Source organism: Mesomycoplasma ovipneumoniae SC01 (assembly GCF_000218525.1).
Classification (GTDB): Bacteria; Bacillota_I; Bacilli_A; order Mycoplasmatales; family Metamycoplasmataceae; genus Mesomycoplasma; species Mesomycoplasma ovipneumoniae_A.
Genome location: NZ_AFHO01000012.1, coordinates 1 through 16760 on the forward strand (window position 1 = coordinate 1; position 16760 = coordinate 16760).

Annotated in this window: 10 protein-coding genes, 1 tRNA gene and 1 pseudogene; 8 read left to right on the top strand and 4 right to left on the bottom strand. The window is 27.6% G+C overall.

Features of this window, described 5'->3' with window-relative positions:
- Nucleotides 1–229: 229 nt before the first annotated feature.
- Both MOSC01_RS04215 and MOSC01_RS04560 read right to left on the bottom strand, forming a co-directional pair.
- Entirely contained in the window at nucleotides 230–913 is a 684-nt protein-coding gene (locus MOSC01_RS04215) for a hypothetical protein (protein ID WP_010321219.1), read from the bottom strand.
- Between the two features lie 6 nt (nucleotides 914–919).
- Nucleotides 920–1777: a hypothetical protein gene (locus MOSC01_RS04560; RefSeq protein WP_010321220.1), complete on the bottom strand. Its 858-nt coding sequence runs from the start codon at nucleotides 1775–1777 to the stop codon at nucleotides 920–922.
- A gap of 130 nt (nucleotides 1778–1907) precedes the next feature.
- On the opposite strand from MOSC01_RS04560, the gene MOSC01_RS04875 reads away from it, so the two are divergent.
- A complete protein-coding gene (locus tag MOSC01_RS04875; protein WP_010321221.1) occupies nucleotides 1908–2990 on the top strand; it encodes a hypothetical protein in 1083 nt (360 codons plus the stop codon).
- A 261-nt stretch (nucleotides 2991–3251) separates the two neighbouring features.
- Here the strand turns inward: MOSC01_RS04875 and MOSC01_RS04225 are convergent, their stop codons facing one another.
- Entirely contained in the window at nucleotides 3252–3782 is a 531-nt protein-coding gene (locus tag MOSC01_RS04225) for a hypothetical protein (protein ID WP_029513092.1), read from the bottom strand.
- 559 nt (nucleotides 3783–4341) lie between these two features.
- Here MOSC01_RS04225 and MOSC01_RS0102435 point away from each other — a divergent pair.
- The 6 genes from MOSC01_RS0102435 (at nucleotide 4342) to MOSC01_RS0102460 (ending at nucleotide 13105) form a co-directional block, all read left to right on the top strand.
- Nucleotides 4342–4415, top strand: a tRNA-Trp gene (locus MOSC01_RS0102435).
- A gap of 33 nt (nucleotides 4416–4448) precedes the next feature.
- Nucleotides 4449–4940, top strand: coding sequence for a peroxiredoxin (locus MOSC01_RS0102440; RefSeq protein WP_010321223.1), 492 nt, complete (start codon nucleotides 4449–4451; stop codon nucleotides 4938–4940).
- 134 nt (nucleotides 4941–5074) lie between these two features.
- On the top strand, nucleotides 5075–6055 hold the full coding sequence (locus tag MOSC01_RS0102445; protein ID WP_010321224.1) for a prolipoprotein diacylglyceryl transferase: 981 nt from the start codon (nucleotides 5075–5077) through the stop codon (nucleotides 6053–6055).
- A 109-nt stretch (nucleotides 6056–6164) separates the two neighbouring features.
- Entirely contained in the window at nucleotides 6165–7082 is a 918-nt protein-coding gene (locus MOSC01_RS0102450) for an NAD(P)/FAD-dependent oxidoreductase (RefSeq protein ID WP_010321225.1), read from the top strand.
- Between the two features lie 17 nt (nucleotides 7083–7099).
- Nucleotides 7100–10198 carry a P97 family adhesin gene (locus MOSC01_RS0102455; protein ID WP_010321226.1) on the top strand — a complete coding sequence of 1033 codons (3099 nt, stop codon included), beginning with the start codon at nucleotides 7100–7102 and terminating at the stop codon, nucleotides 10196–10198.
- Between the two features lie 6 nt (nucleotides 10199–10204).
- Nucleotides 10205–13105 carry a P110/LppT family adhesin N-terminal domain gene (locus tag MOSC01_RS0102460; protein WP_010321227.1) on the top strand — a complete coding sequence of 967 codons (2901 nt, stop codon included), beginning with the start codon at nucleotides 10205–10207 and terminating at the stop codon, nucleotides 13103–13105.
- Between the two features lie 694 nt (nucleotides 13106–13799).
- On the opposite strand, the gene MOSC01_RS04230 is transcribed toward MOSC01_RS0102460, so the two are convergent.
- On the bottom strand, nucleotides 13800–15875 hold the full coding sequence (locus MOSC01_RS04230) for an ATP-dependent Clp protease ATP-binding subunit (protein WP_010321228.1): 2076 nt from the start codon (nucleotides 15873–15875) through the stop codon (nucleotides 13800–13802).
- A gap of 163 nt (nucleotides 15876–16038) precedes the next feature.
- Here MOSC01_RS04230 and tpiA point away from each other — a divergent pair.
- Nucleotides 16039–16755, top strand: a pseudogene (tpiA, locus tag MOSC01_RS04235) (triose-phosphate isomerase); the annotation flags it as partial.
- Nucleotides 16756–16760: the final 5 nt, after the last annotated feature.

The window sequence follows — 16760 nt, forward strand, 5'->3', positions numbered from 1 at the left end:
GATAACTTGGTTATTTAAGATTTAAAAAAATCGCCGTTTGGCGATTTCAAAAATATCTATGCGATGCATTTATATTTTTAATTTGGGGTTTTTTTCTTAAACTCGGACAAAAAAGCCAACGCCTTAGTGTTAATTTTTTTGTCCTAGTTTAAAACCAGGACACTTTTTTAAGATTATCTCATCAAATTATGAACACTCCCGTTTCAGGCAAACAACTAAGCATTAAAAACTACGGTTTGATATACACTTTCGGCATAAAAAGTCTTGCAATTGAATTTTTGTATTTGTTATAAACTGCTTCGACTGTGTTTTTAATAAGTAGAGCTGATATTTTATATAAAAAAAATGGACTTATAACAAAGATAGCGTGACTTAACAGGTATATTATGAAGTGAATAGAGAAATAAGCAGTTTTAATAGGAACAATTGCAATAATTATTGTTAATATTGGCAAAGAAATAAATAAAATAAATATATAAATCATTTGCAAAATAAAGATTCTATAATGAACGTGAAATAAAAAAATTTTTTTCTCCTTGTTGAATTCGATCTCATCAGGATAATCCCACATATCACGAATAATAATATTAAAAATATTAAATCAACGAGGTTTTAACGATAATTTTTCATATTTTTCTTCAAATTGACTGTTAGTTAAATTTAACGCTTCTTTTTTATATTTCTTTATAAATCAAACATATCTTATTAAATAATATAAAAATAAAATAGATAATGCTGAGCTTACACCCCAAATAATAATTTTACCTCATAACGTTGGATAATTAATAAGGAAATCGTTGTAAGAGACAGTGACTGTAAAAAAAAGTGCTTCAAAGAAAGTAATTAAAAAGTAAAAAATTCCAACCGACCAGTTCAAAAAAAGATATTTAAAAAGAAGAGTTATTGCTTTCATGAAAAATTAATACCCTCAAGCAAGTATTTCCTCCGGATCAAACTCTTCAAAATTTATTGTATTTCCTGATAATTCATTTATATTAGCTATAATTTTTCTAATTTTTTCTTTAAGTCCATTTTCTAAATCCGTATTGTTTGAAGTCTTAATTAATCGAAAAACAGCTTTTAAACTATCAAGTTCCTTTGTCATTTTTTGAGCAAGATCTCAATAACTAGAAGTTTTCAAAGCTGAGTCAACTGAAATACCTATTTGCGTTCCGGTGGTAGCAGTGCCAACTATACCAACTACACTAGCTAACCCAATTATTAATCAACCAATAGGGCCCGATGCTGATAATAGCGCGGTAGCAACACCACCAACAGTCGCCAGAGCAGATCCTCCCGCCGCAATTCCTCAGCCAACGCTACTATTGTGTTTTTCAGTAGATCATTTTTCATTTTGATCAATAACCCGTTGAATTCGATCAATTCAATCCTCGACGGTAAGCCTTTGGTATTCGTTAAATAAAGCTCTTCTTACTCTTCTACGAGAGTTTTTCCTTTTTAATTCTTGAAATTTTTTATAAATTTCGCTTGTAGATCGAAGTTTTTGAAAAGTTTTATTTTTTTGGTCTTGATTATTAAAAACTTTGCCTCTAAAAATATAGTTAAATTGTTTATAAGTAAACGAGTCAAGTGAATCTATTGAATTTCCAAACTCTCTTATTAACAAGTTTTTTGCGTCTTCATCTTGAATTTTGTCTAAAATATTAGCTTCAAGTTTAGAGATTAAATTTTTGAGTTTGATATCAGCATTTTCATAAGGCTGTGCAACAACAACATTGCCCAAACTCAAAAGATTGATTAGTTCTAGATTTTTCATTTTTATTTCCTCCGTGTTGTTATAATTACATTTAAAATTATATAATAATAATTTTAAGTTTTTTTTTTTTTTTTAGGATAAACTCATGCAAAAAAACTAAAATTTACTTGAGTTTTTTGGGGGCATAAAAATGATAATTAATTTAGATAATGTTGATATAGCGCAAAATAAGGATGAGAATTTAATAAAGGTTGTGCAAGGAAGTTTTGCCCTGCATTCTTATGGGATATTAGAAAGAAAGCCTAATGATTTAGATTTAATAATTTTTTCTAGAAAGATTAAAAGTTTAAGGTTTCTAAACCAAAAACTAATGATTGAACTCAGTAAAAACAAAAATTTAGATGTAAAATTAAGCACACCTTTTTTTAAAAAACTTGAATTTAAAAATCTAGATTTAACTATCGAGATAATTTTGGCAAAGTTTTTAAAACCTAATATTTACAAAAAAATTAAAAAAAATCTTTATTTTGTAAAACCTGAATATGCTATTTTGGTTAAAATATTTCAAATTTCAGCAGTTTTATCCAATCATTTTTTAGGGTCAGACAATCTAAATTTCCAAAAAATCATTATAACTTTACAAGATCTAAAAAATATTTTGAAAAATAAGTTGCTATTTCATAAAACAAGAGCATTTATTAGGAAAAATTTACTAAGCATTATTATTAATAATTTTATTTTTGATTTTTTTCTAAGAGACAATATAGAATTAATTTGATTTTCTAAAAACGCATATAAATTTGAATTGATAAATTCTATTGAAGGTAATAAGTTTTTGTCAAAAAAAATTAAATCACTTTTTTATTTAAATAAGAATTCAAGAAACTTATTTAATAATTTGATGGTTATAAATGACTATTTTTTGAAGAACAAATATAATATCATAAGTAAAATTAACTCGCTAAACAAGTCTAAAAACGTATTATCTTCAAATGAAATCTACTTGGAAAACGTAAATTTTTTCTTTGATAATTTCAAAATGATAAATAAACAAAATATAATTTTTTATTCAAAAATTTCACCAAATTGAGACACTGAAATTATAGAAATTAATAAGTCATTCCCCTTTATAAAAGTTTTCAAAAATGTATCGTTAAAATATAAAATTAACGAAAATTTAAACAAAAACCAAATTTTAATCTATTCTAGCAACAATCAAGAGTTTTTGCTTAACACTTTATATAAACTAGTTGTACTTTTAGTCTTTATCTAATTAAAAACTTTTAACCTAAAAAGAGTTGAAATATTTATTTTGCAAAGCATTTTATCAATAGTTGTTTCTATTAATGAAATTACAACATTCATTTATTGATTATATAATAATTTAGGAATTAGGTTATTCGCTATGTAAAGGCTCAAGTTCCCACACAATCTAAATTAATTTTTCAAATCTTTTAAATGGACATTTTAGAAAAAATAAACAAATATTTGTCACAAAGCATAAAAAATGACAGCCCATTAGCAATTTGAATAATTATTTTTTATTTATTTTTAAATAAATTCCAAACAAAGACTTATTAAAAGTTTTTGTGATTAATTCAATAGGGTTGTCAAAGGAATTTGAAATCAATCTATAAATTTTCGATAAATTTCTATTGTTGTAAAAAATAAAAAAGTAAAAAGAAAAAAACAACAAAATAGTAATAGAAAAAATAATAACTAAAATGATTGTCAATAAATCAATATAATTTTTATCAACTTTTATAAGTGTACCTGTATCTCGGATAAAATCTATAGCAAAATTGTTATTACCAAAAACAAGAGTTAAGAAAATTTCAATTAAAATAAATGTTAAAATTGAAAAACTAAAGCAAAAAGTTGCAAATCATAACTCAAATTTACTTATTTTATAAATAATTTTAGATAAAAATTGTTTCAGTTCGGGCTTTATTTCTTTCCCCTGTAAGTAAGAACCATTGTTAATTTTATTAGTTTTCTTAAAATATCAACGAGAATTTGCAAATAATCACAAACCAACTTCAACGATATAGTCTTGATACTGCATGTTAAGCCGTTGTTTTTTATATAAAGAAAACAAGCTAAAAAAATTTCTGAAGATAATAATTGTTAGCGAAATAAAAATCAAATAGGAAGCTAGTCTTACGAGAAATAATCCACCGTTGGTATTTATAAATTCAATTTTACTAAATGAAATTAAATATATAATTACTATTGTTAGATAAAAAATAAAAGGTAAGACAATAATATGGAGAAATTTTCTATTAAACAGTTCTAAATAGCGCATGTAGAATTTTTGGATCATGTTAATTTAATTAATATCCATTATTTTTATAATTTAACATTATTGTATCTTATAATATTAAGTACAAGTTAAAAAACAATAAAAAATTTTACCATCATATAAATTAGAAGAAAAAATTTATAAAACCGATAGAATCAAAGCCATATATAAAAAAGTAATTGTCTGAATTTTTCTATTAATTTAGCTAAAAAATTTAGCCAGTTAGGATATTAATTTTCCTGTAAACATAAACATTTTTTATTTAGCATTTAGTTTTTATTTATAACTTTTTAGGGTATAATTTAATTAGTTTGTGGAAAAAGGGGGTTTAGTATAATGGCAGTACCATGGACTCCAAACCCATCAGTGAAGGTTCGAATCCTTTAACCCCCGCCAAAAAATTATTTTTAAAATACGAAAGGTGACAAGATGCAAACAAAATTCAAGAACAAAGCATATAATTTAGTTTCATCATTAATACAACCAGGAGAAAAACTAGAATTTACCGTTAGTGATATAAATTTTGATGTTGTTGACTTTAAAAATTTTGGAAAAACAACGCTAATTTCGATTTTTCCTTCAATTAATACCAAAATTTGCGATGAACAAACAACATCCATTCGTGATTTATCAAGGAAATATTCACAATTTAGATTTATTTCAGTTTCACTAGATCTTCCTTCTGCGATTGCTCAGTGAAAAAATGCAAATTTATCTGAAAATATGGAGATATATTCTGACTATCGTTTGCGTAGTTTTGGATTAGCTACTGGATTTTTAATTGATGATGTATTTTTATTAAATCGTGGTTATATTATTGTTGACTCTGAAGGAAAAGTTTTAGTTGTTGAACCTAATTCTGATGTTCACGATCAAATTAATTTTGAACAATTAGAAAAACATCTTCAAAACCTTTCATAATTTTCTTAAAAACTTAAAAATTAATTTTTATTTATATATTCAAGAAATGCACATTTAATTGTGTATTTTTTATTTATTTTTTAAAAATAAAAAAAGTGGTATAATTTATAAGGCAAAATAAAATAGGAATAACAATGAATGATCTTACAAAAATTCCCGCTGACCTAATAAATGAACGCCCTTTTAAAGAAGGCGAGGCTTTTTGGTTAATTCAGGATTGAATTCCAATTTATGCCCTCACAGTCGTTCTGGGTATGGTTGCTTCAATTATCACAATTTATTTTTTCTGGAAACGCGAAGGTTACAAATTTGATCATTTAGCCGCGCTGATTTTTATCACAATTCCTATTTCTATTGTTGGAGCACGTTTTGGATATATTCTTGAGCGTTTAGTGGTTGGTGATTTTACATCTTTACAACAGTGATGAAATATTCGCCAAGGTGGACTTTCAATTCAATGAGGTGTTATTTTTCCAACTGTTGCAAATTTAATTTATGCTTATCGAAAACGGGCTAGTTTTGATTGACGAAAAGCCTTTTCTTTTATCTTGCCGGCCGTTTTAATTGGTCAATTTTTAGGAAGATGAGGAAATTTCACAAATCACGAAGTCTACGGATTCCTTGATCCTGAAGGTAAAACCGTAAATTGATTAGGTGATTTTATTCGAAAAAATATGTTTATCGCCGATAAACATGCGCCAAATGGTCAACTCCGTGTTCCATTATTTTTCTATGAATCACTAACTTCGCTATTTGGGTACTTGGTAATTGTGTGAGTATTAAATCTTTTTTCATGGCTAAAACCAGGTTCAACAGGGGCGCTATACATTTTATATTACGGAATTGTCCGGGCTTCTATGGAATTTTTACGGCAAGAATCATATGTTTATTATTTTGTAATTGCAATTTTGATGATAATTCTGGGAATTTTGTTGTTTATTCGCTTTCAATTTTTCGCAAATTACTATGTAAAAATAGAAAACAAAAAAGTAAAAATAGCATTTTTTGAAAGATACACAAAAGAAAACAGACGCTATATTGGTTTGCCTTGAACAAGATGAAATCGTAATCTTTCTGAGCCTGCAAAATCAGAACCAAAAACTTTAGAGGCTTAGCCAAAATTGAAATTTTACAGCGGAAAACATTAGTTTTTAATGTTTTTTATAATTTAATATTATATAATTATTTATAATCATTAACATTTTATTCTTAAGGGGTTTAATCATGGAAAATTATGATGTTATAATAATCGGAGCAGGACCAGCTGGTCTAACAACTGCTCTTTATGCTTCACGTGGTAATTTAAAAGTTCTAATTTTGGAAAAAGGAGCCCCAGGTGGGAAACTTGTTTCACAATCTAAAATTGAAAATTGACCTGGTGATGAGTTTATTGATGGCGCATCTTTAGCGCTAAGAATGTATAAACACTCACTAAAATTCGGAACAAAACACCGTTATTGTGAAGTTGATTATATTGAGTCTAACTCTCCTTTTGACCATAAAGTTATTTGTAAGGATGGCAAAACTTTCACAGCCAAATCCGTTGTTGTAGCTTCAGGAATGGTCGAAAGAAAACCGTTAGATATTAAAAATTACCTTGATTTTGAAGGTAAAGGTGTTTCTTATTGCGTTGTTTGCGATGGACCTTTTTATGCTAACCAACCTTCAATTGTTATTGGAGGAGGAAATTCCGCTGTTGAGGAGTCAAGTTTTTTAGCTTCAATAGCTTCAAAAGTTTATGTTTTAGTTCGTGATGATAAATTTATTGCCGAGCCACTTTTAATAGAAGAGCTCAAAAAAAACAAGAATGTTGAAATTTTATTTAACGCTAGAGTTTTAGAACTTCAAGGAGAAGGTGCACTTGAATCAGCAATTATTGATCACAATGGTGAGCAAAAAACACTAGAAATTAAGTCACTTTTCCCATACATTGGTTTTTTACCAGCTACTAGTTTTTTACAAAAAAACCATAAAGAAATTCTTGACAAATTTAATTTTGTTACAGTCGACAAATACGGACAGTCAAAAATTCCCGGGGTTTATGCTGTTGGTGATGTTGTTACAAAAGAAATTAGACAAATTGTTACTGCTGCAAATGACGGTGCAATTGTTGGTAAAATTTTAACTAATCGAATTAAGTAAAAAAAGGTTCCTATATAGTGAAAATAGTTAAGAAATTTTCCAAAACAAAATTTTTAACAAAAAAATCAAAAATTTTACTAGGGCTTACTTTAAGCGCATCATTTCTTGGTGTTTTAGGAATTTCAGTCGGTATTTCTTATGGTTTTGGCTTAATTAAAAAAAATTCTTATCAAACAACTGTCGAGGATTTAAATAGAATAATAACTAAAATTAATGCTCTTAGTTTTAATGCTCAAAAAGTTTCACCTTTTTCTACTTATGCCTCACTAAAAGATGAGTGAAAAAAAATTCAAGACTCAACAGATCAAGGTGATTTTTTTGATCTTTTTAGCCTTGAACATAAAAGATTGCAACCATATAAGTTGCCAAACGGAATTTGGCTTGAGTTTGTAGATGTCCAGCCAGATGATGCCAACCAACAATTTAATGTTGAATTTTTGCTCAAAACTTATAATCACTCGAGAATTATAAAATCTGATATAAGAACTGACAAAATTTCTATAAGTCCTAATTCAACTTTTTTTCTGGAAAATTTTTATCAAGCACTCCAAATAAATCTTCAAAATATTAGACCATTTTCTAGAGGTGAACAAAATAAAACCTCTCCTAACATTTGACTTGCAAGTGATTTTTTAGCACAAGCAAATTCTGAGCAAAGCGCAGAAAGTTTTATCAAAAAAGTTCATGATTTTTTTGACTTTGACTTTGAGTCAATTTTAACCAACAAAAACTTTGCTATTAAACACGAAAATAAGTTAATTTTTCCTTACACAATTGAAATTATAAAAAATAATAATAATAATAATAATAACACTTGAGTCCAACCTTCGCAATTGCATTCAGATTTTTTGGAAATACAAGGTAAAATTAGTTTTACACAGGAAGCTAAAGAAATATTTCCCAAAAATTTTAATACAAATATTACTAAAAATTTTACTTTTTTACTATTTGATTCAACTAAAAATAAATCTGCTTTTGCTGATCCTAAAGTTTTTATACAAATTCCAAAACTATCAGATCTAAAAATTGATCAATTTTCACAAGAAAATCAAGAAAACAAAGTTGATATTTCGCAAAAATCAATATCTTGAGTTTATAACTTTCTTAAATATAACGAAAATACAAAAACATTAAAAACACCAGAAGAAGCAAAAATAGCCCTTAATTCATTTATTAATTCAGATTTACAACTTGATTTTAGCAATTATGCTGACTTAGATCCAAAAATTAAGGAAAAATTTGACTTTAATATTATAGTTGAAAAAATTTATCTAGATTCAGACGAGCAATCATCGCTAGTTCGTATACCCTTTGAAATTTTTTATCCCCTTAATGATGATGGTTCGGAAAAATTAACTAAAACTTCAGAACTTGTTTTAAGAAATTTCAAAAATTCTGAATCCCAAAATGTTTCAACATTTGACCCTAAAAATTTTAGTCAAATTCCTGTTATTAATTTAGATTATTTAACTGATAAAAATAAACCAGCCCAAACCTTTTCATCTTTTGACTATGTTTCAAAAGATGAAATTCAAAAATTAATTGACTTAAATTCACATGAAGAAATTTATAATATTTTAACAAACTCTTCAAAATTTAATCTTAATTTTCCTGAAACTCAAATTTTAAATTCCTGAACTTTTAAGTACGATTTTCCAAGTATTTCTGAGTTTTCCAAAAGAACACTAACTCCACAAACACTAGAAAATAGCACAAATACTCGTGCTTTTTTTGAAAATAATCAAGAATTTATGTTTTTTGTAAAAAATATTTTGACCTTACCTGAACAAGAAGCCAAAAAATACCTTAGAATTCTTTTTAATTCTCTTGCGGAAATAAAATCTGACACTTTTGATGACGAACAGAAAACTCCTGAAACTCAAAGTCTTGATTCAACCCCAAAAAATGAGACTATTAGTGAAGCTGGCACCCCACAAGCAACTCAATTTCAGCAAACAGAAACTGTAAATACAGAAACCAACACAGATTCTCAAGGTTCTCAGCAACCTGAAAATCAACAAAACCAACAACAAAGCGCAGAAAATCAAGCCCCTGATACTAATTTAACCTCACAAACTAAGACTATTAATGATAAAATTGTTTCAAATCTTCAAAATCAATACTTAATTACTGGATTTAATGACTTAATTTCTAAAATTGAGACTTTAAACGAAAGTGGACAGTCAAAAGCGGAATTAAATGTTCAAACATTTTCTGATTTATTTATAGAAACTTATAAAGATAATAATTTAGTTAAACAGTTTGAAACACTTGGTGAAAATCTTTCTTATAAAATTGTTTTTGTAGCCAATCAAAACTCAGAACAAATCGATTCTGAGGGGCAAAATTTAACTCCACAACCAGTTCAAGTCGCCGATCAGGAGACCTTTGAAAACGGTAATAATCCCCAAAAAGAGATTTTTACATTAGGCTATTATTATATTTTTACTTCCGCTACAAATAATAAAATTGTTTTTAGAACACCAATTAATTCATTAAAATTAGATGTTTTTACACATCAAAATCCTCAAAGTGAAATTGAAGTCTTGTCCAATGTTGTTTTAAATTTTCCACAAAAACTTTTGCAATTAGAGCTTGATGAGTCTAATTTTTCAACTGCAGTTACATTTTCTAAAACTGCTCAAGAGGTTCTAACTTCTGAGTTTAATAATCAAGATAAAGATTTTAAACAAACATTAGAGAGCATTAAAAAACTTTTTGGTTTTTCTACTTTTGTTCAAATTTATCCTTTATTAAATGGCAATGGCCTTGTATATAAAAAAGATAATGTTTTCATTGATAAATTTGGAAATTTGAAAATTAGATTCAGTGTAAAAAATCTAAATTCTAGCGAAAAGTCTCAAATTTTCATTCCAAACATTGTAGATAATGATCAAAATAATTCTGATAATTCAGTACAAAATACTCCTAGTCCTCAAGTTTCACCTTCGCCACCAACCCCAACCACGCCAGCACAGACTCAACAATCTACAACTCAGACCGGGCAACAGCAACTTAAAAATAATCTAGATCCCTTTGTACCACAAGAAAATGAAGCAAAATATCCGCTTATTTTTACAGTAATTAAGCCAAAAAGGCAGTTAAATCGAAATTAGGAAAAAATGAAAAAAACTAAAATAGTAAAAAAAGTTTCACATGCCAGATCTTTAATGATTATGGCGACTTGGCCTATCGCAATTGGTGCAATTTTAGGTTTCTCCTATTTGACTTATTCGCTTGTTGAGTCAAAATATTTTGGTGTTGTCGATCAGCGAGATTTAGAGAAAACTGAAGTTAATCAAAAAGGGATTCAACTTTCAAATGAAGAATTTGAAAAAATTGTTGATCAAATGCAAATTGACGAGGATTTTTCTAAATATTCAGCCGAACAAATTCTCAATTTATCTCGTGATTCAGGATCTAATTTTCATCTTACTACAATTTTTAATCTTTCCAATTTTAGTTCAAAATATCCTTTTTTAAAGCTTAATGTCAATCCTATTAATAAATCTGATGTTGAAAATGATGATTTAGTTACAAAAGTTGTTAATAATAATTTAATTAATGTTGTTTTTTCGGCTCATGATCAATTTACAAATAAAACTTATTCGAAAGTTCATTCAATTCGTGGCTTTAATGGAAAAGGTGACATTCCATTTATAAACTTTAATATTGACCAACAAAAGTCCGCTTTTATTTTACAAACAGCACAAATAAACCAAAAATGAAACGCATTTTCGCTTATTCAAGCGCTGAATCATGAGTATAAAAATACAAAAGATGCTAAAAAAACTCTTGAAAAATTTGGTTCTTTTTTATTTTTAGACTCAAATGATAATTTAGTAAATCTTCCTGATGGTACCTATTTTGATTTTGAAACAGACTCATCTGGAAATATAATTTTTAAAAATATTGACGACTCAACGGGTAATTTGTGAATTTCCTTTGGGATTTTTGACTCAAATAATAATAAAATTCGCACATTTGATTTAAAGGTTTCAAATTTATTAGATTATGCACAAGTTACAAATTATCTTAATAATTTAATTAAAACTAATGATGAACTTATCATCTTAAAAGACGAAAAAATTCAAGAAATTGTTGCAAAAAATGTATCTTTATCTACTTTTTTGGTGTCCCAAACCGACCATAACAGTCTCTTTGATATATCAAAATTGCAAAATTTATTCACAAATTCCTCACCAAATTTTAATGTAAGATTGTTTGGAACAAATGTTCAAATGGACCGAGCCGGTGAAGTTGAACTTATGGTTCAAATCGATTTTAAGGCTAAAGAAATTGAAAAACTAACTCAAAATCAGTTAGCTTCTGAGAATATAAGTGTATCAAACCTGCAACAAAGTTCACCTGTCCAAGAGCAAAAAATGCTTGAAAATCAGGTATCTTTATTTCAAGATGTTGGCCCAAATAATTCTGAAAATTCAAGTCAACAAAATTTAAATGGTTCACAAACTCAAGAAAATTACCGTAAATTTAATTTTATTTACACTTTAAAACCTTTTACAAACTTAGCACAAAGATATTTGGATTCTGTGATTAAGGATAATGATCTTTATATTGTTAGACAAAAGTTTAATTATTTAGATGGTGTTGAAATTATTAATAATTTAAGGTCAATTAACGCTACTTTTTATTCTTTTCAAGAGAATAAAAACACAAGTAAAGGCTTAGAAATTGTTAATTTAGAAAGCAGTCCAACTTATGATAGTTTAACTAGTCAAAGAGCAATTGTGACGTGATTTAAAGACTTTTTTAAAGATTCATTAACATTTCCGGTCTGAAAAAAAACTGATAAAAACGACAAACCTGAGGAAGTTTTGGCAAAAATTTTTGCTAAAATGAATGATATAATTAACTCTAAGCAAATTTTTTCATACGGTGTTAAGTATAATTTATTTTTTGAAAATTCTACAGGCCAATTAACAATAACAATCAGTATTTATGACAGGTTTAACAAAATTTTAGGTGAAAAAGATATAAAAATAGCCGGCTTGTCTCCAGCAAATCCTCAATTATTATTAGCTAAAGAAAATCAAGCAAGTTTTTTTATTGACGGCTCTGGCGCATATAATTTTGACGAATCTGATGAAAATAATTTATTTCACTCAGAAATCAGAGGTCTAAAATCAATTACAAACCCTCAAGTTTCACTTAGCCTTGACGCTTCAAAAATCCCCAATAAGAAAGTTAAACTTGTCAGAAATTCAGGAATTTTATATCCAAGTCTAAACGACATTTATTTAAAATTATTTTATAAAAATGACGAAAATACTCAAAAAACTGTAGCTTTTGATGAAAATAATCCATTTTTTTATTCATTTTCAGTCCAAAATAACTTAGAACCTAACCAATATAAAATTGTCCTTAAATTTATTAATGAAGAAAACGCAACTTCTGATCAACAAACAAATCAAGACTCTAATTTAATTTGAGTTAAAAAAATATCCAAAAAAAGCGATTTAACAAACTTAAGTATAACAAATTCAGATTCAATCCCTGATAATACTCCAATTTGGCTAATAGGTGTTTCAAAAAAGGCAGAAATTGAATCAACTAGCACAAATACAAACCAAACTGAAAAAATCATAGGCATTTTGCCTGTTGATGAAGGTCAATTTACTAATTTTGTTCTTTCTTACAATGCTTTTAATGAGAATTCATCTTCAACTTTAGGAACTCAAGGTCAAAATTCTCAAAAGATAATTGTAAAAATTGCAACTTCAAAATCAAAAAATCAACCCCAAGTTGAATTAGAAAAAAACTTTTGATCTACACAGAGTGCTTCTTCAACAACCCCAGCGCCTTCAGCAGCCCCAACTCCAGCAGTCACAACAACTTCTTCAACAGTCCCAGCAAAAAATTTGACCCTTTATTTCGGAGATGAAGAAAACAACAAAACTTCCGAAAAATCAGAGGTTTTGTTTAGATTTTTTATAAAATTTAATAACCAATTTTCCAAAAAAGAAGATTTTGAAAAAGCCTTTGAAACAGCATTAAAATAAAACTATTTTTCTTTTTCCAAATATAGATTATTTTGTTTATAAAACAATCTATATTTGGATTTTTTTATTATTGTCGAGTTTCCCGGTTTAATGCAAAAATTCACTTCTTATTGAATACAAATATTTAAAAATACCCGTAAATCCGGGTTTTTTGACATAAAATCTTAATTTTTATTATTTTAAAATTAACCTTTTGAAAAAAAAAAAAAAATGCTTGGTCTAAGAAAAAATTATGTTATAATAACGTTCACTTAAGAATAAATTAATAAATTTGATATTGAATTAGGGAGGAATAAGTTATGTTTTTGGCACAATAAACTCAGATAATGCCATTTTTTCCATTATGGCTTTAAATATTAATGGAATGCCTTAAATTTAACCGTTTAGAAATCTATAAATTTAAGGTTTTTTTATTGTTCTTTCAAAACTTCATATATTTTTTTAGGCTCAATGTAAATAAAAATGAGTTTTCTTTTTACATTGAGTTTAAATAGTAGTTGTATTTTTTTGTTAGATTTTAAATTTAGTGTTTTTGGTTTGATAGTTATTTTTCTTGAGTTTGCCAAAAAAAGTTAAAAAAGCGCCTAAAACTAAACTCAGACAAAAAAGCCAACACCCTAGTGTCAATTTTTTTGTCCTGGTTTAAACCAGACACTTTTTTAAGATTATCTCATCAAACTGAGAAAACCCGGGACTATTTTTCTTTTTCCAAATATAGATTATTTTGTTTATAAGACAATCTATATTTGGAATTTTCTGTTATTTCTTTTGTAACTATTTTTTGAGCAATAAAACTTTCTATATTTTTTTTGATAAATCTTTTAATAGGTCTAGCGCCGAAATTTTTATCATAACCAGAGTGAATAATTCAATCAATAACAGAATCATCAAAATCTATTTCAAAATTATTTTCCAATAATCTTTGTTTGAAAATATCAAGTTCTAAGTTGATAATTTCAGAAATTACCTCGTGATTTAAAGGGTTAAAAGCAATAATTTCATCAATTCTATTAATAAATTCAGGCTTTAAATATACTAATAATTCATTTTTGATGTTAGATTCGTCAATTTTTTTACCCTCAAGAATTTTGTTAGCACCAATATTTGAAGTTAAAATAATAATTGTGTTGCGAAAATTTACCTTTACAGATTTGCTATCAACAAGCTCGCCGTTATCAAGAATTTGTAAAAAAATATTAATAACTTCAGGATGAGCCTTTTCAATTTCATCAACTAGAACAATTGAATATGGATTTTGTCTAATTTTGTTAGTTAAAATCCCACCTTGTTCAAAACCAATATAACCCGGAGGCGCCCCAATTAGCTTAGAAACGCTATGTTTTTCCATATATTCTGACATATCAAGGCGAATAATTTGATTTTTATTGTCAAATAAATTTTGGGCAAGCGCACGGGCAACTTCAGTTTTTCCAACTCCAGTAGGACCTACAAATAAAAAGGACGCAATTGGTCTTTGTTCATCATTAATTTTTGCCTTAAATCTTAAAATGGCCTCTGAAACTGATTTTAAAGCTTGATTTTGTCCTTTAATGACTTTTTTGAGATTTTCCTCTAAATTAATATATTTTTGACTTTCGGATTCTAAAAGTTTGCCAATTGGAATTTTAGTTCAATTTGAGACAACTTTTGCAACATGATTTTCATCAAGAACGTTCGAAAATTCAGTCTGTTTTTCCTTTAAATTTTGCAATTCTTCCATAATTTTAGGAATTTTTACATACTTTATTTGCGAAGCGCCCTGATAATCGCCTTGATCCATTAGTGTATTTTGCTTGTGTTTCAATTCTTCAACTTTTGTTGACAAATTTGCAATTTTTGAAGCTAAATTACGCGAGTCGTTTCATTCCTTTTGCATTTGGTCAACCTGATTTTCAATCTCAGCAATTTGTTTTTTGAGATCTTCATTGTTAGAATTTGTCGAATTAATTTCCATCATTTTCAAATTAATTAACTCGCGCTTTGCTTTTTCTAGTTTTTCTGGTTGGTAATTAATTTCTACTTTTAAAGAAGCGGCCGCTTCATCGACCAAGTCAATGGCTTTATCGGGTAAAAAGCGGTCAAAAATATATCTGTTTGCCATTTTTGCCGCAAAAATTAAAGCTGAGTCAAGAATTTTTACCTGGTGAAAATTTTCAAATCGCTCCTTAATTCCGCGCAAAATATTGATGGTATCAACAACTGAAGGCTCTGAAACCTCAACTTTTTGCATTCTTCGTTCAAGAGCTCCATCTTTTTCGATATAAAGTCGATATTCAGAATTTGTTGTTGCGCCGATTAATTTAATTCCACCTCGAGCCATTATTGGTTTTAAAATATTAGCAAAATCCATTGAATCAGATCCAGATGAACCTGTTCCGATTAATAAGTGGATTTCGTCAATAAAAATAATAAGTTCATCAGATTTTTGTTCAATTTCAGTTAAAATTGCCTTAATTCTTCGCTCAAATTCACCTTTATATGAGGCGCCAGCAAGAATACTTGTAAGGTCAAGTTCAAAAATTTGCTTATTTTTTAAATTATCAGGAACTTGTCCTGCAATTATTTTTAGTGCCATTCCTTCAACAATTGCTGTTTTTCCAACACCAGGATCGCCAACTAAAACGGGGTTATTTTTTGTCTTTCTTGACAAAATTTTTATAATTCTTCTAATTTCAGAATCTCGACCAATTACAGGCTCGATTTTGTTTTCTTTTGCTAATTTAGTTAAATTTCTTGCATATTTTTCAAGATTTTCGAGTTTAATTTCCATCTTTTCTTCCTTATTTTTATTTTTTTTATATTAATGCAAAAACAATTATAACATATTTTTGTCACTCGCAGCAATAAAGTGCCAAATTTTTTTATTTAAAGTAGAAACTTAAAAAATAACACTATGATTTTGGCTAATTTATGTTATAATTTTTACTTATATCATGAAAAAAATTGTTATCGGGAATTGAAAAATGAATCAAATCAGAAAGGAATTTTATGATTTCCTTTTTGAATTTGACATGCTTTTTAACAAAAATCCAGAAAAAGTCGCTAAAACAATGGAGTTTGCGATTGCCCCACCTTTTACTTTATTAAGTGAAATTTCTAAATCTCAGGTTAAAACATTAAAAATAGCCGCTCAAAACGTTAGCCAGTTTGAATCTGGAGCTTACACAGGCGAAATTAGCGCTAAAATGTTAAAAGATTTAGGCGTTAGTCACATAATAATTGGTCATTCTGAGCGAAGAATGTTTTTTAATGAAACTGATGAAGTTTTAGCTCAAAAAATTTGACAAGCACAAAAATATTGCATGACTCCCGTGTTTTGTGTCGGTGAAACATTAGAACAATATGAAAATAAATTAACTAAAAAAGTTATAATTTCACAAATAAATGCCGTAAAACACGTGCTAAATTTCGAAAAAGCGATAATAGCTTATGAACCAATTTGAGCAATTGGAACCGGCAAAACAGCATCTGCTGCAATTGCCAATGAAATTTCCTCTTTAATTAAAGAAGAATTTGGCAAAAATGTTAGAGTTATTTACGGTGGTTCTGTTAATTCACAAAATTATGCAGATTTTTTAAATTCAAAACTTATTGATGGTATACTTGTTGGTGGTGCATCATTAGATCCTAAACAATTTTATGAAATGGTAAAATT